This is a genomic window from Aeromonas sp. HMWF014 (assembly GCF_963878295.1).
GTDB classification, from domain to species: domain Bacteria; phylum Pseudomonadota; class Gammaproteobacteria; order Enterobacterales; family Aeromonadaceae; genus Aeromonas; species Aeromonas popoffii.
On sequence record NZ_CAWNYS010000555.1, the window covers coordinates 1 to 21,570 of the forward strand.

Sequence of the window (21,570 nt, forward strand, 5' to 3'; positions counted from 1 at the left end):
GCCTTCGTCATCCACCCACTCGGTGATGAGACCGACGACCGGATAGGCGCAATCTTTCTTGAATTCGGAGGAGTGAGCCCCTGTCATGCCCGCCACGTTGCGTGCAAATTCGATCATGGCCACCTGCATGCCGAGGCAGATACCCAGATAAGGGATCTTGTTCTCACGGGCATACTGGGCAGCCTGGATCTTGCCTTCCACGCCGCGCTCACCGAAGCCACCCGGTACCAGAATCGCATCCAGGCCTTCCAGCAGCTCGGAACCACGGGTCTCGATATCCTGGGAGTCGATGTACTTGATGGTGACGGAGAGACGGGTCTTGAGACCACCGTGCTTGAGCGCCTCGTTGACGGACTTGTAGGCATCCGGCAGGGAGACATACTTGCCGACCATACCGATAGTCACTTCCGCAGTCGGGTTGGCCTCTTCGAAGACCACTTGTTCCCACTCGGACAGGTCGGCTTCCTTGCACTCCAGACCGAAACGCTCGGTGAAGTAGGAGTCCAGATTCTGGGACTTGAGCAGGGCCGGGATCTTGTAGATGGAGTCGACGTCTTTCATGGAGATGACGGCGCGCTCGGGCACGTTGCAGAACAGGGCAATCTTGGCACGCTCATTGGCCGGGATGGCACGGTCGGAGCGGCAGATCAGCACATCCGGCTGGATACCGATAGAGAGCAGCTCTTTCACGGAATGCTGGGTCGGCTTGGTCTTCACTTCACCGGCAGCGGCCAGGTAAGGCACCAGGGTCAGGTGCATGAACATGGCGCTGTTGCGACCCACTTCGGCAGCCAGCTGACGAATGGCCTCAAGGAACGGCAGGGACTCGATATCGCCCACGGTACCGCCCACTTCGACGATGGCCACCTGATGACCTTCGGCACCGGCAATCACCCGCTCCTTGATGGCGTTGGTGATGTGCGGGATGACCTGAATGGTGGCACCCAGATAGTCGCCACGGCGCTCTTTGCGCAGCACGTCGGCGTAGATGCGACCAGTGGTAAAGTTGTTGCGGCGAGTCATCTTGGTGCGGATGAAACGCTCATAGTGGCCCAGATCCAGATCGGTTTCGGCCCCGTCCTCGGTTACGAATACTTCACCGTGCTGGGTCGGGCTCATGGTGCCCGGATCCACGTTGATATAGGGGTCCAGTTTCATGATGGTCACATCCAGACCACGGGCTTCCAGAATGGCTGCCAGAGAAGCTGCGGCAATGCCTTTGCCGAGGGATGAAACAACGCCACCAGTTACAAAAATATATTTTGTCGTCATGCTGAACCTGAAAGAAGTTTAGGGAATTTAAGGGGTGCTTCGGGGATGAAGCAGGACGGGGAAACAGTATACCAAAACCCCCTCTCCCAAACAATGAACAAAAATCTATCAGGCTCCCCGCCCCCTCATCTTGCGCCAAATCAACTTTGTTCGGTTTCCTTGGCCTTGTCCCAGGCTGCATCCAGCTTTTCCAGTGAACAATCGGTCATTTTCAGCCCTTCCGCGGCGATAAACTGCTCAACCAGACGAAAGCGACGTTCGAACTTGGTATTGGCACCCCGCAGCACCTGCTCCGGATCCTTGCCAAGATGACGTACCAGGTTGACGGTAGCAAACAACAGATCGCCGAGCTCATCGCTCACCCGCGCTTCGTCCACATCGGCCATCAGCGCCTCTTCCATTACCTCGTCGATCTCTTCGTGGATCTTGTCTACCACAGGTCCCAGCGTCTTCCAGTCGAAACCAACCGTGGCACAGCGCTTCTGGATCTTGGCCGAACGGGTAAGGGCTGGCAGCGAGAGCGGTATGTCATCCAGCACACTCTGCTGATCCAGCGCAGCCCGCTCTTTGGCCTTTTCGGCCTCCCAGTTCACCTTCACCGCCTGCTCGTCACCGAGATCTGCATCGGAAAACACATGGGGGTGGCGGCGAATGAGCTTTTCGCTCACCGCATCCACGATATCGGCGAAATCGAACAGCCCCTGCTCCTTGCCCAGCTGGGCGTAAAACACCACCTGGAACAGCAAATCGCCGAGCTCCCCCTTCAATCCCTGCCAATCACTGGTTTCGATGGCATCGGCGACCTCATAGGCCTCTTCCAGGGTGTGCGGCACTATGGTCTGAAAGCTCTGCTTGAGATCCCAGGGGCAACCCTGTTGCGGGTCACGCAGGCGAGACATGATATCGAGCAGTTGGGGCAGGTCGTAACGTGGGGACATGGGATATTCGCTTTTTGATTCGTACCACAGGGGGAAAACAGTGACCGACCTAGCGGTCGGTCACGGGTTGGTTCTTGATGACAATCAGAGGCGCTTGGCGCTGATCACGTCATTGAGCTGGCTGAGCTTGGCCAACGCCCGGTTGAAGGCGTTGATGTTGTAGATCTCCAGCTCCATGTCGATCTCGGCAGTCTGCTCGCGCACGTTGGAGCGCGAACGCACTCCCATTACGTTTATCTTCTCGTTGGCCAGCACTGTGGTGATGTCTCGCAGCAGACCCGAGCGATCGTTGGAGAGAATGCGGATGGTGAGGCCATAACCACCGGAGTAATTCTCCCCCCACACCGCATCGATCAACCGCTCCGGGTTACGACGAGAGAGCTCCTTGAGCTGCTCGCAATCATCCCTGTGGATAGACACCCCGCGCCCCATGGTGATGAACCCCTGAATGGTGTCACCGGGGATAGGCTGGCAGCAGCGGGCGATATGGGTCATCAGATTGCCGACCCCTTCCACGACTATGTGATCCTTGGGCTTGGGCCGGAACGGGGTATTGGCCTTCTGCTCCAGTTTTTCCAGCACACGGCGATCTTCTTCCTCCGCCGTCAGCTTGTTGTAACGGGTGTCCAGATAGTTGAGCAACTGGTTGATGCGGATATCGCCGCTGCCGATACCGGCCAGCAGGTCTTCCAGTTCCTCGGCGTGGAAACGCTCAAGAACCACCTTGTCCACCTTGGAGAGGGTCAGGTTATGCCTGTCCAGCTCCTTCTCCAGCAGTTCCTTGCCGGCGGCTATGTTTTTGTCCCGATCCAGCTTTCTGAACCAGGTGGCCACCTTGGCCCGCGCCCGGCTGGAGCGCAGGAAACCCGAGTTGGGGTTCATCCAGTCGCGGCTCGGATTCGGCTCCTTCTGGGTGATCACCTCCACCTGGTCGCCGGTCTGCAGCGCATAGGTGAACGGCACTATGCGGCCGTCAATCTTGGCGCCGATGCAGCGGTGGCCGATCATGCTGTGCACGTGATAGGCGAAGTCGAGCGGGGTGGCCCCCGCCGGCAGATCAATGACATCCCCTTTCGGGGTAAACACATAGACCCTGTCTTCGAACACCTGACTGCGCAGATCCTCGAGCAGGGAGCCACTTTCGGAGAGATCCTCCTGCCAGGCGAGCAGCTTGCGCAGCCACTCGATCTTGTCTTCAAAGTTGTTGGCCTTGTTGGCGGCCTGAGCCCCTTCCTTGTAACGCCAGTGAGCAGCCACGCCAAGCTCGGCATCCTGATGCATCTGGTCGGTACGGATCTGGATCTCCACCGTCTTGCCCTCGGGCCCCACCACGACAGTGTGGATGGACTGGTAACCATTGGGTTTCGGGTTGGCGACATAATCGTCAAACTCGCGGGGAATATGGTGGAAATGGGTATGGACTATACCGAGCGCCGCGTAGCAATCCTGCAGTCGCTTGGTCACCACCCGCACCGCACGCACGTCGAACAGTTCGTTGAATTCGAGGTGCTTCTTCTGCATCTTGCGCCAGATGCTGTAGATGTGTTTCGGGCGGCCATACACTTCCGCCTCCACCCCGGCCTCTTTGAGCCCGTCGCGCAGGGACTGCACGAACTCGCGGATGTAGCGCTCCCGATCGAGGCGCTTCTCGTCGAGCTGTTTGGCAATCTGCTTGTAGGTATCCGGGTGCAGGTAACGGAAGGCGAGATCTTCCAGCTCCCATTTGAGCTGACCAATGCCGAGCCGGTTGGCGAGCGGCGCATAGATGTTGGTGATCTCCTGGGCCATCAGCACCCGGGTCTCTTCATCCGCCTTCTTGGCTTCCCGCAGACAGGCGATACGCTCCGCCAGCTTGATGACCACGGCGCGCACATCCTCGACCATGGCGAGCAGCATGCGCCGCACGTTGTCGACCTGCTCCGGCGAAGTCTCGCTGCGGTGCAAGGTCTGCAGGGAGCGGATGGCCTCCATCTCCAGCACCCCTTCCACCAGCTTGGCGATCTTGGGGCCGAAGTCTTCGTCCATCCGCTCCTGGCTGATGAGGCCGGCTTCGACGAAGGGGTAGATGATGGCAGCCTTGAGAGTGCCGAGATCCATGCTGAGCATCAGCAGAATGCCCGCCATCTCGACACCACGCACCAGCAGACGGTTGGTGAGCGCCTCGTCACCAAGCGTCAGACAATACTGATAGACGGTTCGCAACTGATCCTTGTCACTGTCACTCAGGGTGAGCGAGCTGACCCACTCTTCCAGGGTGAAGTTGTCTTTCAAATGAATATCGCGAACCGCAACCATGGTATCAATCCTTTAAATTATTGGGCCGAAAGCTGCCGCTTCCTCCCCCTCACCTGATGAGACTGCCTCAGATGGGGATATCTGGAGAACTTTTCAAGGCATATTGTCAATAAAGACAATAGAGTTCTCCAACAGGCCCAGCCGATTTACGAGGGGCTAGATTACCCCAATCACTCAGGCTCCAACAGCCTAACGGACTCCGGATATACCGGATTAAAAGAACATATCCGCCCCCCAACACGTCAGACCAAGGGGCAGGATGACTGAGTTCCTTCACCCTTGGTTAGGCCGTGAATGACCTCGTTTACTCCCGCTCAAACAGGGCCATGGACTCCAGGTGACCCGTGTGGGGGAACATGTCGAGCATCCCCAGACGCACCAGTCGATAGCCCCCTTTCACCAGCACCCGACTGTCACGGGCCAGGGTGACCGGGTTACAGGAAACGTAGACCACTCGCTTGGGTGAAAGTTTCACGACGTGACCCATCACCTCCAACGCACCGGGGCGGGCTGGATCCAGCAATACCAGATCGAACCCTTCCCGTGCCCAGGACATGCCGACTATGTCACCGCTCAAGTCCGCCTTGTAGAAACGGGCGTTGTCGATGCCGTTGCGACGGGCGTTCTCCTCGGCGCGGGCCACCATGGCCAGATCCCCTTCCACTCCCACTACTTCGCGGGCCTGACGGGCCAGTGGCAGGGTGAAGTTGCCGATGCCGCAGAACAGATCCAGCACCTTGTCATCCTTGCTTGCCCCGAGCCATGCCAACGCCTGGGTCACCATGCGCTGGTTGATGGGGCCATTGACCTGAATGAAGTCACCGGGAGCAAATGCAAGAGACAGGCCATCAAGTGAGTAGGATGGCTGGAATACGTGGTGCAACGGCTCGATGCGTTCATCGGCAGCCTGCAGATAGAGGTCTATCCCCTGTGCCTTCGCAAACGCCACCAGCAGGGCGAGATCCGCCTCGTTGGGGAGACCCGTATGGCGCAGCAGCATCATGATCCCCTGCTCGGCCTGAATGAGTTCGGCATGGCCCAGCTCACGCTGGCTCTTGAGGCGATTGAGGCACTCGCGCAGCGGCGCTATGAGCGCAGAGAGCGGCTCGGCCAGCACGGGACACCCCTCAATCTCCACCAGGTCATTGGATTGGCGACGACGAAAACCGACCCGGGTGCAGCGGCCATTCTTGTCAAACTTGATGGCCAGCCGGCAGACCCGGCGGTAGGCACGAGACTCCCCTGTCAACACGGGCTCCAGCACTGGCGCCTTGATCTGCCCCAACCGCTCGAACAGGCTGACCAGCCCGGCCTCTTTGGTGGCCTGCTGATCCGCCTCGCCAAGATGCTGGGCATTGCAACCGCCACACTCGCGGTAGTGGCCGCAGAAAGGGGCGATGCGATTGGCCGCCGGGGTCACTACCTGTTGCAACGCGGCATGGGCATACTGCTTCTTGTCTTCGAGGATGCGGGCCTTGACCTGCTCACCGGGCAGCCCCCCTTCGATGAAGATCGCCTTGCCCTGATGACGGCCGATACCGACGCAGTGGTGATCCAGGCTGTCTACCGTAAATTCAATACGTTGGGGCTGGGTGGATTTCTTTTGGGGTTTGAAAAACTGGGCCATAAAACTTGGTGCCTATAGGTGGCTATGTCATGATTGTGGAATCTGCAGCAGGCTATTGTCCCACAAGAATAATAGTATGACCAAATCCGGCCTGCGGGCCCGCCCACTGTCGTTTACCCTCTTGCCCACCCTGCTCATCGGGGGATCATTCCCATGACCAAGTACGGACTTCGAGCCCGTGTGCTGGCCTTTACCATATTGCCGACCCTGATCATTGGCGGCCTGATGGCCGGTTATTTTACCTTCCACCGCTACCAACAGCTGGAAAATAACCTGATCGATCAGGGCATCAACATCATAGAGCCGCTGGCCATTGCCAGTGAATACGGCATGACCCAACACAGCCGGGAATCGCTCAAGCGGCTGATTGGCCTGACCCACCGCAAAAACTCACCGTTCATCAAGTCCATCGCCGTCTTCACCCAGGACAACCAGCTGTTTGTGACGTCCAACTATCACAGGGACTTCACCCGGCTGCGGCTGCCCGATGGCAGCAAGATCCCCGAGCTGACCAGCGTCACCCTGTACGGTGACGACATCATATTGCGCACCCCGATCCAGGCCGAAACCAGCATGGATGGCTTCCCGCTGCCCAGCGATGTGGAACCGCCCATGATCGGCTACATCTCCATGCAGATGACCACCGACAGGGCCATGATACTGCAGTATCGCGATACCTTCTTTGCGGTGATCGTGGTGCTCATCGGGGTCGCCTTCAGCACCCTGTTTGGCTTTAGGCTGGTCAAGAGCGTGACCCAGCCCATCACCGACATGGTGCAGGCGGTGCACAAGATCAGGGAGGGGCGACTCGACACCCGGGTCAGCGGCCAGCTCACCGGCGAGCTGGACATGCTGAAAAACGGCATCAACGCCATGGCCAAGGCGCTCTCGGAATATCACGAGGAGATGCAGCAGAACATCGATCAGGCGACCTCGGATCTGCGGGAAACACTTGAACAAATAGAGATCCAGAACGTCGAGCTCGACATGGCGAAGAAACGGGCGCAGGAGGCGGCGCGGGTCAAGTCCGAGTTCCTGGCCAACATGTCCCACGAGCTGCGTACCCCGCTCAACGGTGTCATCGGCTTCACCCGCCAGCTGCTCAAGACGCCGCTGACCCCGAGCCAGACCGACTACATGCAGACCATAGAAAAGTCGGCCCGCAACCTGCTCGGCATCATCAACGACATTCTCGACTTCTCCAAACTGGAGGCGGGTAAGCTGCAGCTGGAACATATCCCGTTCAGCCTGCGCGACACCCTCAACGAGACCATGCACCTGCTCGGTCCCAGCGCCCACGACAAACAACTCGAACTCTCCCTGCAGGTGGATGCCGAGGTGCCGGACTACCTCACCGGCGACCCCATGCGCCTGCAGCAGGTGCTGACCAACCTCACCGGCAACGCCATCAAGTTCACCGAGCGCGGCAACGTGGACGTGCGCATCGAGCAGACCGGGTCCAGCAACGGCAACAAGGTGCGGCTCAACGTACTGATCCGCGATACCGGCATCGGTATCTCGGAAGAGCAGCAACGCCAGCTGTTTCAGGCCTTCAACCAGGCCGACTCCTCCATCTCGCGTCGCTATGGCGGCACTGGTCTGGGTCTGGTCATCACCCAGAAGCTGGTGCAGCAGATGGGGGGGCAGATCCGTTTCGAATCCGAGTTTGGCAAAGGCTCCGTCTTCTCCTTCAGCCTGGACATCGACGTCTCTCCCCTGCCCCAGACCGACAAGCTGCCGCTGGATCGTATCCAGGGCAAACGGGTCTGGCTGCTGGAGCCGGACCCCTTCAGCCACTCCTCCCTCTGCGCCCTGCTGGCGGAGTGGCAGCTGGATGTGCAGTCGCTCGCCATCGACACCATCTGGCCCGAAATGAGCAACCAGGACATGGTGATCATCGGCAGCAGCACACTGCACACCCCGCAGCAGGTGATCGCCCGCCTCGACGGGCTGGACGGCCAGCAGAACACCATAGTGCTGCTCAGCAGCCACGAACCCTCACTCTATGACGCCATGCTGGCCCACGGCGCCCAGCACTGCCTCTCCAAACCCACGAACCACCGCAAGCTGCTGCACGCCCTGCTCTCCCCCGAGCCAGCCAAGAGCGCGCCGCTGCCTGCCCCCACTCCGCGCAGCGTGCAGGCGATCAAGGTGCTGGCGGTGGACGACAATGCGGCCAACCTCAAGCTGATCGCCGCCATGCTCAAGGAGATGGTGAGCCAGGTGGTGGTCTGCAAGAATGGCAAGGAGGCTGTCAGACTGGCCCAGAGCCAGCCATTCGATATCATCTTCATGGATATACAGATGCCGATCATGGATGGCATCAGCGCCACCCAGGCGATCCGCAGCCAGTCCCTCAATACCGAGACGCCGATCGTGGCGGTGACCGCCCACGCCATTCCCGGCGAGCGGGAGAGGTTGATCAGGCAAGGGATGGATGACTATCTGGCCAAGCCCATCGACGAGAGCATGCTGGCCCAGCTCATCACCGACTTCGCCCATCGTCGCCACCAGAACCACGCGGACCAGCAGATAGACTGGTCCCTGGCGGTGCGCCAGGCCGCCGGCAAGCCGGATCTCGCCAAAGAGATGCTGACCATGCTGATGGCCAGTTTCGACGAGGTGGATCCCGTGCTGGCGGCGGCCCTTACCGGTCAGGTGGAAGATGCCGAGGTGCTGGCCCAGCTGCATCGCCTCAACGGGGGCTGCGCCTATTCCGGGGTGCCTGGTCTGCAACGGCTGCTCTCCCAGCTGGAGCAGCAGCTACGCGACGGGGTGCCGGTCAGCGAGCTGGAACCCGAATTGCTGGAATTGCAGGATGCGATGGAGCAGGTGCGCCAGGAGGCGCCAGGCTACCTCGCCTGAATGAGCCGGATGCAGGGCGGCTCGCCATTGGCAGCAACCCCTGGCCCCCTTCTCCTGCCAGGGCCAACCCCGCTTTTTCTGACGCGGGGCGCGCCAGATGATAAAGTTGCGCCGTTTCTACAGGAGTCAACATGACCAACAACGATATTCTGCGCCGTCTGCGCTACGCCCTCACCATCAGTAACGATCAGATGGTCGAGATGTTTGCCAAAGGCAACCTGACGGTCACTCACGCCCAGCTGCACAGCTGGCTGATGAAAGAAGCGGCTGAAGGGGAAGAGCAAGAAGCAGGCTATGTCGCCTGTCCCGATGCGGCCCTGAGCCAATTCCTCGACGGCTTCATCATAGCGCGCCGCGGTGTGCGGGAAGATGCCCCGGCCCAGGTGATCCCGAACCGGATCAACAACAACATGATACTGCGCAAGCTGCGCATCGGCCTCAACTACAAGGAAGAGGACATGCTCGGCACACTCAAGCTCGCTGACTTCAACCTCTCCAAGTCCGAACTGAGTGCCCTTTTCCGCGCCAAGGATCACAAGCACTACCAGGATTGCGGGGATCAGATCCTGCGCAACTTCCTCATCGGCCTCACCGCCAAGTACCGCGCCTGAGTCATGGGCCAGCGTATCCGCTCACTGTCAGCCCGCCTCTCGTTGGCCAGTGAGCGACGCTGGCCGTCGTGCCTTCTCAAGCCGAACCCGAACAGGGCCATGTGGCTGCAGCTATGGTCACTCTGCCTCATACTGCTGCTGAGCGCCTGCCAACCTGCCCCCTATCAGCTATCTTCCCGTTATCCCAGCGCCAGCCAGAATGAACGCATCGCCTTCCTGATCCTGCACTACACGGATGAGGACGACGCCCACTCTCTGCGCCTGCTGACCGAGCCGGGCCATCAGGTGAGTGCCCACTACCTGATCCCCCGTGACACGGATCAGACGCCGCTGCCCGTCTACCAGTTGGTGCCCGACAGCCAGCGCGCCTGGCATGCGGGTCGCAGTCGCTGGCACCAGTATGCGGGGCTCAACGCCAGCTCCCTCGGCATCGAAATCGTCAACCTGGGCTATCCGCCGGAAGATGAGCTGCTACCCGCCCACCTGCGGCGCTGGCAGCCTTACACCCAGGCGCAGATCGCCGCCATCGGCGCCCTGACTCAGAAGCTGGTGCAACGCTACCGGATACCGCCAACCCAGGTGCTGGCCCACAGCGATGTTGCCCCCGAGCGCAAGCAGGATCCCGGCCCCCACTTCCCCTGGCGCGAGCTCGCCCTGCACTACGGGGTCGGCGCCTGGCCCGACGAGGCCAGAGTCACAGCCCTGCGCCAACAACCGGCCCCCGCCTGGGATGCCCTCACCTGGCAACAGCAACTCGCCCGTTACGGCTATGGGGTCGCCCCAAGCGGCGCCTGGGATGAACAGAGCCGCGCCGCCCTGCGCGCCTTCCAGCTCCATTTCCGTCCCGCCCTGGTCAGCGGCGAGCCCGACGAGCAGAGCCAGGCCATCCTCACCGCCCTGCTGGAGCGTTACTTCCCCGAGCCAAGCTGAGCCTATCTGCTGACAATGACAGAGGGATGCCATGCCGCCCTTCCTCGCTGCCCACCCGGATGCCAGCGATCAGCGCCAGTATCTGGTGCCCGCTATGGAGGAAGTGCTCGCCGCCAAGATCCGCATATGCATGAGCGGCGGCAGACTCTGATCATCACGGGGTGACGCGCACGTCTGGCTGACACCTCCCCCTGCACCTGTTCTGCTTTGCAATCAAAAGGGACGCCATGGCGTCCCTGTTTGTTCGTCTCTCGCGGTGTGCAACACCGCCGGGCGGTCAGATCCCCTGACGGGCTTCCTGCATCAGCAGGCGCATGTCGCTCACCGCCTTGCTCAGACCGTCGAAGGCGGCACGGCCTATGATGGCGTGGCCGATGTTGAGCTCATAGAGCTCGGGGATGGCGGCGATGGCCTTGACGTTATGGTAGTGCAGACCATGGCCAGCATTGACCTTGAGCCCCTTGCCGGCAGCATAGGAGGCGCCGGCGGCAATGCGCTTGAACTCGGCGTTGCGCTCGGCATCCGTGGTGGCATCGGCGTAACGGCCGGTGTGGATCTCGATGAAGGGAGCGCCACTTTCGGCCGCCGCGTCGATCTGGTGCGGGTCGGCATCGATGAACAGCGACACCTGGGCACCGACGGCCGAGAGGCGCGTCACCGCATCCATTATTTTGTCGAGCTGACCGGCCACGTCCAGACCACCCTCTGTGGTCACCTCGGTACGCTTCTCCGGCACCAGGCAGACGAAGTGAGGCTTGATGCGACAGGCGATGCCAATCATCTCCTCGGTCACCGCCATCTCCAGGTTCATCCTGGTCTGTATGGTCTGGCGCAACACCTCGACATCACGGTCCGTGATGTGGCGACGGTCTTCCCGCAGGTGGACGGTAATGCCATCGGCACCGGCCTGCTCGGCCACGAAGGCGGCCTGCACCGGATCCGGATACTGGGTGCCACGGGCATTACGCAGGGTGGCGATATGATCGATGTTCACACCCAGATAGATTTCGCTCATTGATGACTCCTTGAAACACTTCATCTGTTAACTGTGCGGCTGCCGCCTTGGCGCCAGTGCAGATATCCATATGTCACCGTGTGCTGGCTTTGCGCTTTAAAAACAGCTCCCGGCTCTTTAACTGACGCTTACCCAGATAGGGCTGCAGCGCCAGTCGGCTGAAACGTTTGGCCGCCTGCAGCAAGGGAGGGGTATCGAAACGTCCCTCGGCGAAGGCCAGCAGGTGGGCACCGAGGAACAGGGTACGGGGATCCGGCGCCCGCTCGCAAGCGACAAAGCCCAATTCGCGCTCGAAGCCGTAGAGCAGCTCGGGCTGGATCGCGGACTCGTCGTCGGCGGCGTATTCGAAGTCCACCGCATAGCCAAGCGCCTGCAACAGCAGGAACTCGAAGCGGCGCAGCGGCAACTCGGGCGTCTCGCCATCCGCCAGCGCCATCAGGGCACGGGCATAGGCGTCAAACACCTCGGGAAAGGGGGTATGGGCTTCCAGCAGGTAGTAGACCAGCTCATTGAGGTAGAGGCCGTAGAAGAGGCGATCGCCACCGAGTTGCAATGAGTGATCCGGACATTCGACTTGGGCGAGATTCTTGAGCTCCCCCTTGCCACGCCAGCTGATGGTGAGCAGGGAAAAAGGTTGAAGCAACCCCTTCAGAGGGGAGCGTGGCCCGCGAGAACCGCGAGCCACCAGAGTAAATCGGCCACTATCCTGGGTAAACACCTCGACCAGCTGACTGGTCTCCCGATAGGGCCGACTGTGGATGACGAAGGCTGGACTCAGCAATCAGTCATCGCCATAGCCGAGACTGCGCAGGGCGCGCTCGTCATCGGCCCAGCCCGCCTTGACCTTGACCCACAGCTCAAGGAACACCTTGTTCTGGAACAGGCGTTCCATGTCGATGCGTGCCTCTGTGCCTATGGTCTTGATCTTCTCACCCTTGTTGCCGATGACCATCTTCTTCTGGCCATCACGCTCCACCAGGATCAGGGCGTTGATGTGATAGATGCCGCTCTCTTCCACCTTGAAGCGCTCGATCTCCACGGTCACAGAGTAAGGCAGCTCCTCACCGGTGAAACGCATCAGTTTCTCGCGGATGATCTCGGAGGCCATGAAGCGGGAAGAGCGGTCGGTCACGTAATCTTCCGGGAAAAAGAAGTTGTTCTCCGGCAGCAGATCCTTGGACCACTCGCGGATCTTCTCCACGTTGGTGCCCTTCTCGGCGCTGATGGGCAGGATATGGGAGAACTTCATCTGCTGGCCCAGCCACTCCAGGTGGGGCAACAGGTCTTCCTTGTCCTTGACGTTGTCGATCTTGTTGACCGCCAGCACCACGGGACAAGGCAGATGGCGCAACTTGCCGAGCACCATCTCGTCATCCTTGGTCCAGTGAGTACCGTCGACCACGAACACTACCATGGCCACGTCCCCCAGCGAACTGGTGGCGGCGCGGTTCATCAGACGGTTGATGGCCCGCTTCTCTTCGATGTGCAGACCCGGGGTATCCACATAGATGGTCTGATGGTTCTCCTCGGTGTCGATCCCCAGGATCCGGTGACGGGTGGTCTGGGGTTTCTTCGAGGTAATGCTGACCTTCTGGCCGAGCAGCTTGTTGAGCAGGGTGGACTTGCCCACGTTGGGACGGCCCACGATAGCGACAAAGCCGCAATAAGTGGTATCTGTCATGACAGTTTTTCCAATGCCTGTTGTGTTGAAAGACCGCGTCTTCTTGAATCAGCAGTAGCTGTCACGACAATCTTTCCAATGCTTGCTGCGCCGCAGCCTGTTCTGCCTTGCGACGACTGGTGCCGACACCGACCAGCGGACCATCCAGGCCTTCCACGTCGCACTGGACGGTGAACTCCTGGTTGTGGGCCTCGCCCTTGACGTTGGTCACTGTGTAGGTCGGCAGGGATTTACGGCTTCCCTGCAAAATTTCTTGCAAGCGGGTCTTGGGATCCTTCTGCTCTATGCCCGGGCGTATCTCATCCAGACGGCTGGCATACCAGCTCAGCAGCAGCACCCGCACCCCCTCAAGATCAGTATCCAGATAGACGGCGCCAATCACCGCCTCGACCGTGTCGGCCAGAATGGATTCGCGACGGAAACCGCCGCTCTTGAGTTCGCCAGGCCCAAGGATCAAGTGATCCCCGAGGTCAAACTCCCGGCCCAGTTCGGCCAGGGTCTTCTCGCGCACCAGGGTGGCACGCATCCGGCTGAGGTCCCCTTCCGCCGCTTGCGGGAAGCGGTGGAACAGAGCATCGGCAATCACCAGACTCAAAATAGAGTCTCCCAAAAATTCCAGTCGCTCATTGTGACGGGAACCGGCGCTACGGTGAGTCAGCGCCCGGGTCAACAGTTCCTGATCGTGAAAGACATGCCCGAGACGGGACTGCAGTCTGTTCATTTTGATATTCATTTACTTGATTCCGCCAATGCGGTTGAAGCGCACACCTGTCGGTACCCAACTTGGCAGCAGGGAGCCTTCTTCACGCTCGAATTCAAAACTTATCCAGATAGCGACCGCCTTGCCGACCAGGTTCCTTTCGGGCACAAACCCCCAGAAACGGCTGTCGGTACTGTTGTCACGGTTATCACCCATCACGAAGTACTGACCTTCCGGCACGACCCACTCGTCGGGGTAAGTGCCGGGCTGGCGATAATAACGGTCGACCATATCGGGCATCAGCGGGTTGCGAAGAGTCCCGTGGGACACCTCACCCAGTTGCTCGGTATAGCGGTCAAGCGGGATCCCCATCTGGGTAAATTCACCCCTTTGTTCAAACTTGGCGTCGACCTTCTCAAAGCCCGGGCACGTTTTCCCTTCCTGCTCCTCGCACTTGGGCCGGATCATCAGCTCCTTGTTGCGATAGATGACCCTGTCACCCGGCATGCCGACCACTCGCTTGATGTAGTCCACCCGGGTATCCAGCGGATACTTGAACACCACCACATCGCCACGTTTGGGTTCGCCAGTCTCGAGGAACTTGGTGTTGGTCACCGGATCCCGCAGACCGTAGGCAAACTTCTGTACCAGGATGAAGTCGCCCACCAGCAGGGTGGGCATCATGGAGCCAGACGGGATCTGGAACGGTTCAAAGATGAACGAACGCAGAATGAGCACGAGCGTGATGACCGGGAAGACACCGGCTGTCTGTTCGATCCAGACCGGCACGGGGGCAACCTTGGCCAGGGTTTTCTCATCCAGATGGGCGCCGCCATGGGCACGGGCCATGGCAATCTTGGCGGCCCGCTGCTTGGACCAGATCATCTTGTCCAGACACCAGATAACACCGGTGATCGCGCAGACCACCACCAAGATCAGGGAAAACGTGCTTGCCATCGATTAATCCTTTCCTACATGGAGAATTGCGAGGAAAGCCTCCTGCGGCACGTCGACACGGCCCAGGGACTTCATCCGCTTCTTGCCTTCTTTCTGCTTGTTCAGCAGCTTCTTCTTCCGACTCACGTCACCGCCGTAGCACTTGGCAGTCACGTCCTTGCGCAGCGCCTTGACCGTGCTGCGGGCGATGATCTGGTTGCCGATAGAAGCCTGAATGGCGATATCAAACATCTGGCGCGGGATCAGCTCACGCATCTTCTCCACCACCTGGCGACCGCGATACTGGGCGTTCTCCTTGTGGGTGATGATGGCCAGGGCATCGACGCGCTCACCGTTGATCATGATGTCCAGACGGACCATCTCGGAGGTTTCGAAACGCTTGAAACCATAATCCAGCGAGGCGTAACCACGGCTGGTGGATTTCAGGCGATCGAAGAAGTCGAGCACCACTTCCGCCATCGGGATTTCATACGTCAGTGCGACCTGGTTGCCGTGATAGACCATGTTGGTCTGCACGCCACGCTTCTCAATACAGAGGGTGATGACGTTGCCCATGTACTCCTGCGGCAACAGAATGTTGCACTCGGCGATAGGCTCACGCATCTCCTTGATGTTGTTGACCGGAGGCATGGCGGACGGGCTGTCAATATGGATGGTGTCGCCATTGTTCAGCTCAATCTCATAGACCACGGTCGGCGCAGTAGTAATGAGATCCAGATCGTATTCCCGCTCCAGACGCTCCTGAATGATCTCCATGTGCAGCATGCCGAGGAAGCCGCAACGGAAACCAAAACCCAACGCGGTGGAACTCTCAGGTTCAAAGAACAGGGAGGCATCGTTCAGAGACAGTTTGTCGAGGGCATCACGGAACGACTCGTAGTCATCGCTGGAGATGGGGAACAGACCCGCATACACCTGCGGCTTCACCTTCTTGAAACCCGCCAGCGCTTTTTCGGCGCCGTTCTTGGCTTGAGTCAGGGTATCGCCCACAGGGGCACCGTGGATGTCTTTGATGCCGCAGACAACCCAACCTACCTCGCCACAGCCCAAACCCTGAGTATCCACCTGCTTGGGCGTAAAGATACCGATACGATCGACACCCCACACCTGACCGGTGCTCATCACCTTGATCTTGTCGTTCTTCTTGAGGGAGCCGTTCTTGATCCGCACCAGAGAGACAACGCCCAGATAGGAGTCGAACCAGGAGTCGATGATCAGCGCCTGCAGCGGGGCATCCGGATCACCTTCCGGTGGCGGGATACGCGCTACGATCTCTTCCAGCACGAGATCAACACCCAGGCCAGTCTTGGCGGAGCAGCGCACCGCATCGATGGCGTCGATGCCGACGATGTCTTCGATCTCCTCGGCGACCCGCTCGGGTTCTGCGGCCGGCAAGTCAATCTTGTTCAGCACCGGCACCACTTCCAGCTCCATTTCCATGGCGGTGTAGCAGTTGGCCAGAGTCTGTGCCTCAACCCCCTGGCCGGCATCTACCACCAGCAGCGCCCCTTCACAGGCCGCCAATGAGCGGGAGACTTCGTAGGAGAAATCTACGTGGCCCGGGGTGTCGATAAAGTTCAGCTGGTAGGTGTTACCGTCTTGTGCCTGGTAGTTCAGGGTCACACTCTGTGCTTTGATGGTAATGCCGCGCTCGCGCTCCAGGTCCATGGAGTCAAGCACCTGAGCCTGCATCTCGCGGGAGGACAGGCCACCGCAAGTCTGGATCAGACGGTCCGACAGGGTCGATTTACCGTGGTCGATGTGCGCAATAATCGAAAAGTTACGAATGTGTTTCATCGAGCAAGAATCACTCAAAATTAGGTTAGGCCGAATATGGAGGCAGGATTTTACTGGATAACCAGGTCGACGGCCAATCTTTAGTCGACGGAGCACCAGAAATACAGGCCTGCATGGTCAGGAGAGGTTGCGGGTATGGAGTACCACACCCAGCATGCGAGGGCCATATGCCCCCTGATCGAGTCGCGTGGAAAAGTAACGAACCAGTGAAAATCCGATGAGACCACCCAGCAAGCAGCTGAGGATGGTGATCCCCTCCCCCCCCGCCAACAAGGGTGCCAACCAGAGCTGGCCAAGCAGAGCGCCAGCCAGCAGACAGAACAGCGGCAATACATAAACCAAGGCGGCCCCCCGCAGGATACTCGCCTGGGGAATGCCGAGCCTCACTTGCTGGCCGACGCTCACCTCGGCGGTAAGGACAACCCGCAGCCGTTGCTGCTTCATCGGAAACGCCTTGGCAACCGTGCCGGTACCGCAGTTGGACTGTTGATGACAACCGCTGCAGGCGGAGCGCCGTTCGCACTCCACCCAAGCATATTGTCCATCAATGGCCACCACAGTCGCCAGCTCTTCGCTCATTTCACTCACAAGCCGTTTCCACAATAACAAGGGACAGATTGACCCAATCTGAACATGGCAGCCCTGCTTGAGCAAGCGGGAGTGCAAATACGACTACTGTACCGTCTCATTGCGGGCCAGAGGTTGCACCGACTCAGCGATGCGTTTCGCCGTTTCGGCCGGTACTTCGCCCACGACCGTGATCTCGACCCCCACGTCGTTGACGTAACTCACCAGCGAGGTCGCCCCCTGGCGGATCAGCTGCTGGCGCACCGCCTGCTTGGGATCGACCCTGGCCACATAGACCGAAAGATCCACCAGACCATCGGAGAGCATCATGTAATCTACCGGCAAGCTGGTGGTCACCAGCTGGTGCCTGTCCTGAGACAATACCTTGAAGCCATCCGGTAACCAGGTGAGATGCCAGTTCAGCGTCTGCTGCGGCGCCGGGTAGGCATCCTCCATCGCCAGCGCCTTGGGCAGTTTACTGCCCGCCAGCTTCACCAGCCAGGGCGCAGGGGCACTCTGCCTGTCCAGAGCCACGCCCAGCACCTGCTCGACCAGGTTGCCTTCCCGATCCACCATGTCCACCCGCAGCAACAGCTGGCTCTGCTCATCGACCCAGAGCACGAAGCCATACTTGTCCGCCTCTTTGGGCACCAGCCTGACCACCTGCGCCACCAGACCGGCTACCCGGCTGCGGCCGGCCAGCACGGGATCATAGCTTTCCAGCACCCGGGGCAGCGGCATCTTCACCAGAGTGGCCCAAACACCAGGGAAGCGGGCGCCCTTGAGGGTGTAAGGTTCGTGGCTGTTTTCAAAGAAGGTGAACTCGTCCTGACGCTGCAGGTACTCTATGGTCTTGCCGTCCAGATAGCTCAGGTGAGCCACCTCCTTGCCATCGATCACCCCATGACTGAAACGTATGGGTTCGAGGCGCCCCTGACGGGCTTTGACCATGGATAATTCGAAATTCTGTTGCGAGACGGCACTCTGCATCTGCTGCAACAAGGCCTCGGCCGACTTATCGTCGGCCGAGGCCTTGGCACATATCAGCAGGAGAGAGGCCAGCAAAATACGGCTGGACTGGCGCACGATCTGCTCCCTAAAAATGCGTTATTCCTGAATCTGCTTGTCTTGCAGCAGACGCTGTTGCAACTGATGGTCACGCAGGAAGGCATTGATGCGCTCACGCTGCTCCTGCATCTGTTGCTCACTCAACCCTTGCTGGCGGGAGGTCGCCCGGTTGCTATCCTGGGGGTAGTGCACACTAACCGGTGAGGCACTGCCACCGACAGGAATAGTGTTGAGCACAGGATTGGTCGGCATGCCGTCATGACCCTGATACTGCTGCACCCCGAAGATGACGGCGGCGGCGACCGACGCGGCGATGGCATACTGCCCCACCTGCTGACCGACCCGACGAAACAGAGGAACCACTTTGGCAGCGGTGTGAACCTGCGATGCTGTTGGCTTGCTCTCCACCGGCTTGGGCGCCAATATGGTGGGCTCGTCTTCCAGTGCAGCCATGATGCTGTCACTGAAATCCAGCTGCAGATTGACCGGCAGGTCCCCCCGCATGGCATCACCGATCAAGTGGTAACGAGACCAGGTATCTTGCAACGCCGGATCCATTTCCAGCTCGCTCAGAACCTCAACATCGCTCAAGTCACCATCCATCAGGGCCGAGAGTTGCTCTTTAGTTGCCATAAGTTAACCTGTCTTTCCCCAGTTAATTCTCGATCAGAGGTTTCAGCTTTTTATCGATTGCTTCCCTCGCCCGGAAAATACGGGATCTCACCGTACCGACAGGGCAATCCATGATTTCGGCAATCTCTTCATAGCTCAGCCCTTCCAGTTCACGAAGGGTGATGGCTGTCCTCAAGTCTTCAGGCAAAGCTTCTATGGCAGAAAACACAGTGCGCTTGATTTCGTCGGTCAGCGCCAGGTTTTCCGGTGTTGCCACCTCTTGCAAGGCTTCGCCACCACCATAGTATTCTGCCTCGTCCGCCTCTACATCACTGCTGGGCGGCCTGCGCCCCTGAGAGGTCAGATAATTTTTGGCCGTATTCACGGCGATTCGGTACAACCAGGTGTAAAACGCGCTCTCGCCACGGAATGTCGGCAACGCCCGGTAGGCTTTGATAAATGCCTCCTGCGCCACATCCGGCACATCGCCCGGATTGTTGACATACCTGGCAACCAGGTTGACCACTTTATGCTGGTATTTTTTTACCAACAGGTTGAATGCATTTTTATCGCCACGCTGGACCCGTTCAACCAGCTGTTCGTCCAGTAGATTCTGGTCGCTCATCAGAGCCGTAAAACCCCCATCAGGTTATCGTTTTTCTTTTCCGGCCCTTCCTAAGCGCACAAGTTCAGACAGGAGGAATCAGGGAAAGTTCGGTTGCATTGAAAAAAATGTGACGCAGGCTGCATCACTGCCCTCGCTTGGGCTACCATGGTGCCAGTTCTTAATCCAAGCCAATGATACTTATGAAAGCAAGTATTGAATACCTTTGCGATGTACTGATCATTGGCAGCGGTGCCGCTGGTCTATCCCTCGCGTTGCGGTTGGCAGACCAGGCCAAAGTCCTGGTTCTGAGCAAGGGTCCCATCAGTGAGGGGGCCACTTTGTATGCGCAAGGAGGCATCGCTGCCGTTTTCGACGAAACAGACAGCATCGAATCCCACGTGAGCGACACGCTCAACGCCGGGGCCGGGTTGTGTGACCCAGCCGTGGTGGAGTTCACTGCCCGTCACGCCCGCGAGTCCATCCAGTGGCTGATCCAACAGGGCGTTCCCTTCGATCAGGAGCAGGACGCCGAGGGTGAATCCCACTATCACCTGACCCGCGAAGGGGGCCACAGCCATCGCCGCATCTTCCACGCGGCCGATGCCACCGGCAAGGCGGTGCAGCTCACCCTGATCGATCAGGTGCGCTCCCACCCCAATATCCAGCTGATGGAGCGTTTCAACGCGGTCGACCTCATCACCACCCGCAAGCTGGGTCTGCCGGGCAACAAGGTGCTGGGCGCCTACGTCTGGAACCGCAACGCCGAGCAGGTCGAAGTGATCCGCGCCCGCTTCGTGGCGCTGGCCACCGGCGGCGCCTCCAAGGTATATCAATATACCTCCAACCCGGACGTGAGTTCGGGTGACGGTATCGCCATGGCATGGCGCGCCGGCTGCCGGGTGGCGAACCTGGAGTTCAACCAGTTCCACCCCACCAGCCTGTTCCACCCCGATGACCCCAACTTCCTGTTGACCGAGGCCCTGCGCGGGGAAGGCGCCTATCTGCGCCGTCCCGACGGTAGCCGCTTCATGCTAGAGTTTGACGAGCGAGCCGAGCTGGCCCCGCGGGACATAGTCGCCCGCGCCATCGACCACGAGATGAAACGCCTTGGTGCCGACTGCATGTATCTGGACATCAGCCACAAGCCGGCGGATTTCATCATCAAGCACTTCCCGACCATCCATGAACGCTGCCTCGCAGTCGGCATCGACATCACCAAAGAGCCAATGCCCATCGTCCCGGCTGCTCACTACACCTGTGGCGGCGTAATGATAGACAATAATGGCCAGACCGACATTCCCGGTCTCTATGCCATCGGTGAAGTCACCTATACAGGGCTGCACGGCGCCAACCGCATGGCCTCCAACTCCCTGCTCGAGTGCGTGGTCTATGCCCATCAGGCGGGGGCCGACATCATGGCCAAGCTGCCCATGAGCATTGAACCGCCCCATCTGCCCGCCTGGGATGAGAGCAAGGTGGATAACTCGGACGAGCAGGTCGTTATCCAGCACAACTGGCACGAGCTACGGCTGATGATGTGGGACTATGTAGGCATAGTGCGTACCAACAAACGCCTGGCCCGCGCCAAACGCCGCATCGATCTGCTCAAGCAGGAGGTGCAGGAGTACTACGCCAACTTCCGGGTCTCCAACAACTTGCTGGAGCTGCGCAACCTGCTGCAAGTGGCCGAGCTTATCGTCAACTGCGCCTTGCAGCGCAAGGAGTCCCGTGGCCTGCACTACAACCTGGATTATCCAGACATGCAGCCTGACTCCAAACCCACGGTGCTGACGCCGGATCGGGAGTAATCACCCGTTAGCCGTCACCCAAATGACCTCGCCCCGGCGGGGTCATTTGCTATGGGGGATAAGGGTCAAAACTGGCGGTACGATTAACGGGCGGGCGGGGTTAGCCGGATGGCGCGGGCCAGCGCCCTATAGTGTTCCGGCGCGAGCGCATCGGAGAAAAGCCAGAGGCGCGCATCCGGCCTGTCGTTTGCCACCAGTTGCAGCCAGAGTGCCCCGGGCA

General features: G+C 59.5%; 18 protein-coding genes and 2 pseudogenes. 5 read left to right on the forward strand and 15 right to left on the reverse strand.

Features of this window, described 5'->3' with window-relative positions; translation table 11 throughout:
* The 4 genes from pyrG to rlmD form a co-directional block, all read right to left on the reverse strand.
* Window positions 1-1,272: glutamine hydrolyzing CTP synthase (pyrG, locus tag AAC083_RS21410; protein ID WP_108535558.1), on the reverse strand; the 1,272-nt coding region annotated here is incomplete at its 3' end.
* A gap of 140 nt (window positions 1,273-1,412) precedes the next feature.
* Window positions 1,413-2,210, reverse strand: a complete 798-nt coding sequence (gene mazG / locus AAC083_RS21415) for a nucleoside triphosphate pyrophosphohydrolase (protein WP_108535559.1) — start codon at window positions 2,208-2,210, stop codon at window positions 1,413-1,415.
* A gap of 84 nt (window positions 2,211-2,294) precedes the next feature.
* On the reverse strand, window positions 2,295-4,505 hold the full coding sequence (gene relA / locus AAC083_RS21420; protein WP_042033766.1) for a GTP diphosphokinase: 2,211 nt from the start codon (window positions 4,503-4,505) through the stop codon (window positions 2,295-2,297).
* 304 nt (window positions 4,506-4,809) lie between these two features.
* A complete protein-coding gene (rlmD, locus tag AAC083_RS21425; protein ID WP_108535560.1) occupies window positions 4,810-6,132 on the reverse strand; it encodes a 23S rRNA (uracil(1939)-C(5))-methyltransferase RlmD in 1,323 nt (440 codons plus the stop codon).
* A gap of 153 nt (window positions 6,133-6,285) precedes the next feature.
* On the opposite strand from rlmD, the gene barA reads away from it, so the two are divergent.
* The 4 genes and pseudogenes from barA to kbaY all read left to right on the forward strand — a co-directional run.
* Window positions 6,286-8,997, forward strand: coding sequence for a two-component sensor histidine kinase BarA (gene barA, locus AAC083_RS21430; protein WP_108535561.1), 2,712 nt, complete (start codon window positions 6,286-6,288; stop codon window positions 8,995-8,997).
* Window positions 8,998-9,128: 131 nt separating this feature from the next.
* Window positions 9,129-9,608 carry a YehS family protein gene (locus tag AAC083_RS21435; RefSeq protein WP_042033769.1) on the forward strand — a complete coding sequence of 160 codons (480 nt, stop codon included), beginning with the start codon at window positions 9,129-9,131 and terminating at the stop codon, window positions 9,606-9,608.
* Between the two features lie 99 nt (window positions 9,609-9,707).
* Window positions 9,708-10,538, forward strand: a complete 831-nt coding sequence (locus AAC083_RS21440; protein WP_375134729.1) for an N-acetylmuramoyl-L-alanine amidase — start codon at window positions 9,708-9,710, stop codon at window positions 10,536-10,538.
* A gap of 25 nt (window positions 10,539-10,563) precedes the next feature.
* Window positions 10,564-10,689 (forward strand): annotated as a pseudogene (gene kbaY, locus AAC083_RS21445) (tagatose-bisphosphate aldolase subunit KbaY); the annotation flags it as partial.
* A gap of 126 nt (window positions 10,690-10,815) precedes the next feature.
* On the opposite strand, the gene pdxJ reads toward kbaY, so the two are convergent.
* From pdxJ to rpoE, 10 genes are all read right to left on the reverse strand, one after another.
* Complete coding sequence (pdxJ, locus tag AAC083_RS21450; protein ID WP_108535563.1) at window positions 10,816-11,553, reverse strand: pyridoxine 5'-phosphate synthase; 738 nt, start codon at window positions 11,551-11,553, stop codon at window positions 10,816-10,818.
* A 73-nt stretch (window positions 11,554-11,626) separates the two neighbouring features.
* The gene (gene recO / locus AAC083_RS21455) at window positions 11,627-12,334 is read right to left on the reverse strand and encodes a DNA repair protein RecO (protein ID WP_108535564.1); all 708 of its coding nucleotides are present in this window, start codon (window positions 12,332-12,334) and stop codon (window positions 11,627-11,629) included.
* Window positions 12,335-13,234 (reverse strand): GTPase Era, encoded by a 900-nt coding sequence (gene era, locus AAC083_RS21460; RefSeq protein WP_042033774.1) that lies wholly within the window; start codon window positions 13,232-13,234, stop codon window positions 12,335-12,337.
* Between the two features lie 61 nt (window positions 13,235-13,295).
* Window positions 13,296-13,967 (reverse strand): ribonuclease III, encoded by a 672-nt coding sequence (gene rnc / locus AAC083_RS21465; protein WP_042033775.1) that lies wholly within the window; start codon window positions 13,965-13,967, stop codon window positions 13,296-13,298.
* Window positions 13,968-14,891, reverse strand: a complete 924-nt coding sequence (lepB, locus tag AAC083_RS21470; protein WP_042033776.1) for a signal peptidase I — start codon at window positions 14,889-14,891, stop codon at window positions 13,968-13,970.
* A gap of 3 nt (window positions 14,892-14,894) precedes the next feature.
* Window positions 14,895-16,688, reverse strand: a complete 1,794-nt coding sequence (gene lepA / locus AAC083_RS21475) for a translation elongation factor 4 (protein ID WP_042033777.1) — start codon at window positions 16,686-16,688, stop codon at window positions 14,895-14,897.
* A 117-nt stretch (window positions 16,689-16,805) separates the two neighbouring features.
* Window positions 16,806-17,267 carry a SoxR reducing system RseC family protein gene (locus AAC083_RS21480; protein ID WP_042033778.1) on the reverse strand — a complete coding sequence of 154 codons (462 nt, stop codon included), beginning with the start codon at window positions 17,265-17,267 and terminating at the stop codon, window positions 16,806-16,808.
* A gap of 93 nt (window positions 17,268-17,360) precedes the next feature.
* On the reverse strand, window positions 17,361-18,341 hold the full coding sequence (locus AAC083_RS21485; protein WP_042033779.1) for a MucB/RseB C-terminal domain-containing protein: 981 nt from the start codon (window positions 18,339-18,341) through the stop codon (window positions 17,361-17,363).
* 21 nt (window positions 18,342-18,362) lie between these two features.
* Entirely contained in the window at window positions 18,363-18,956 is a 594-nt protein-coding gene (locus tag AAC083_RS21490) for an RseA family anti-sigma factor (protein WP_108535565.1), read from the reverse strand.
* Between the two features lie 22 nt (window positions 18,957-18,978).
* Entirely contained in the window at window positions 18,979-19,560 is a 582-nt protein-coding gene (rpoE, locus tag AAC083_RS21495) for an RNA polymerase sigma factor RpoE (RefSeq protein WP_042033782.1), read from the reverse strand.
* 182 nt (window positions 19,561-19,742) lie between these two features.
* Here rpoE and nadB point away from each other — a divergent pair, with 182 nt between their 5' ends.
* Complete coding sequence (gene nadB / locus AAC083_RS21500; RefSeq protein ID WP_042033783.1) at window positions 19,743-21,350, forward strand: L-aspartate oxidase; 1,608 nt, start codon at window positions 19,743-19,745, stop codon at window positions 21,348-21,350.
* Between the two features lie 83 nt (window positions 21,351-21,433).
* Here nadB and AAC083_RS23480 read toward each other — a convergent pair.
* A pseudogene (locus AAC083_RS23480) lies at window positions 21,434-21,570 on the reverse strand (protein YgfX); the annotation flags it as partial.

Excerpts from the sequence above, each read along its gene's own strand:
- mazG (WP_108535559.1), bottom strand. The coding sequence starts at position 2,210 with ATGTCCCCACGTTACGACCTGCCCCAACTGCTCGATATCATGTCTCGC.
- relA (WP_042033766.1), bottom strand. The coding sequence starts at position 4,505 with ATGGTTGCGGTTCGCGATATTCATTTGAAAGACAACTTCACCCTGGAA.
- rlmD (WP_108535560.1), bottom strand. The coding sequence starts at position 6,132 with ATGGCCCAGTTTTTCAAACCCCAAAAGAAATCCACCCAGCCCCAACGT.
- barA (WP_108535561.1), top strand. The coding sequence starts at position 6,286 with ATGACCAAGTACGGACTTCGAGCCCGTGTGCTGGCCTTTACCATATTG.
- AAC083_RS21435 (WP_042033769.1), top strand. The coding sequence starts at position 9,129 with ATGACCAACAACGATATTCTGCGCCGTCTGCGCTACGCCCTCACCATC.
- AAC083_RS21440 (WP_375134729.1), top strand. The coding sequence starts at position 9,708 with ATGTGGCTGCAGCTATGGTCACTCTGCCTCATACTGCTGCTGAGCGCC.
- pdxJ (WP_108535563.1), bottom strand. The coding sequence starts at position 11,553 with ATGAGCGAAATCTATCTGGGTGTGAACATCGATCATATCGCCACCCTG.
- era (WP_042033774.1), bottom strand. The coding sequence starts at position 13,234 with ATGACAGATACCACTTATTGCGGCTTTGTCGCTATCGTGGGCCGTCCC.
- rnc (WP_042033775.1), bottom strand. The coding sequence starts at position 13,967 with ATGAATATCAAAATGAACAGACTGCAGTCCCGTCTCGGGCATGTCTTT.
- lepB (WP_042033776.1), bottom strand. The coding sequence starts at position 14,891 with ATGGCAAGCACGTTTTCCCTGATCTTGGTGGTGGTCTGCGCGATCACC.
- lepA (WP_042033777.1), bottom strand. The coding sequence starts at position 16,688 with ATGAAACACATTCGTAACTTTTCGATTATTGCGCACATCGACCACGGT.
- AAC083_RS21480 (WP_042033778.1), bottom strand. The coding sequence starts at position 17,267 with ATGAGCGAAGAGCTGGCGACTGTGGTGGCCATTGATGGACAATATGCT.
- AAC083_RS21490 (WP_108535565.1), bottom strand. The coding sequence starts at position 18,956 with ATGGCAACTAAAGAGCAACTCTCGGCCCTGATGGATGGTGACTTGAGC.
- rpoE (WP_042033782.1), bottom strand. The coding sequence starts at position 19,560 with ATGAGCGACCAGAATCTACTGGACGAACAGCTGGTTGAACGGGTCCAG.
- nadB (WP_042033783.1), top strand. The coding sequence starts at position 19,743 with ATGAAAGCAAGTATTGAATACCTTTGCGATGTACTGATCATTGGCAGC.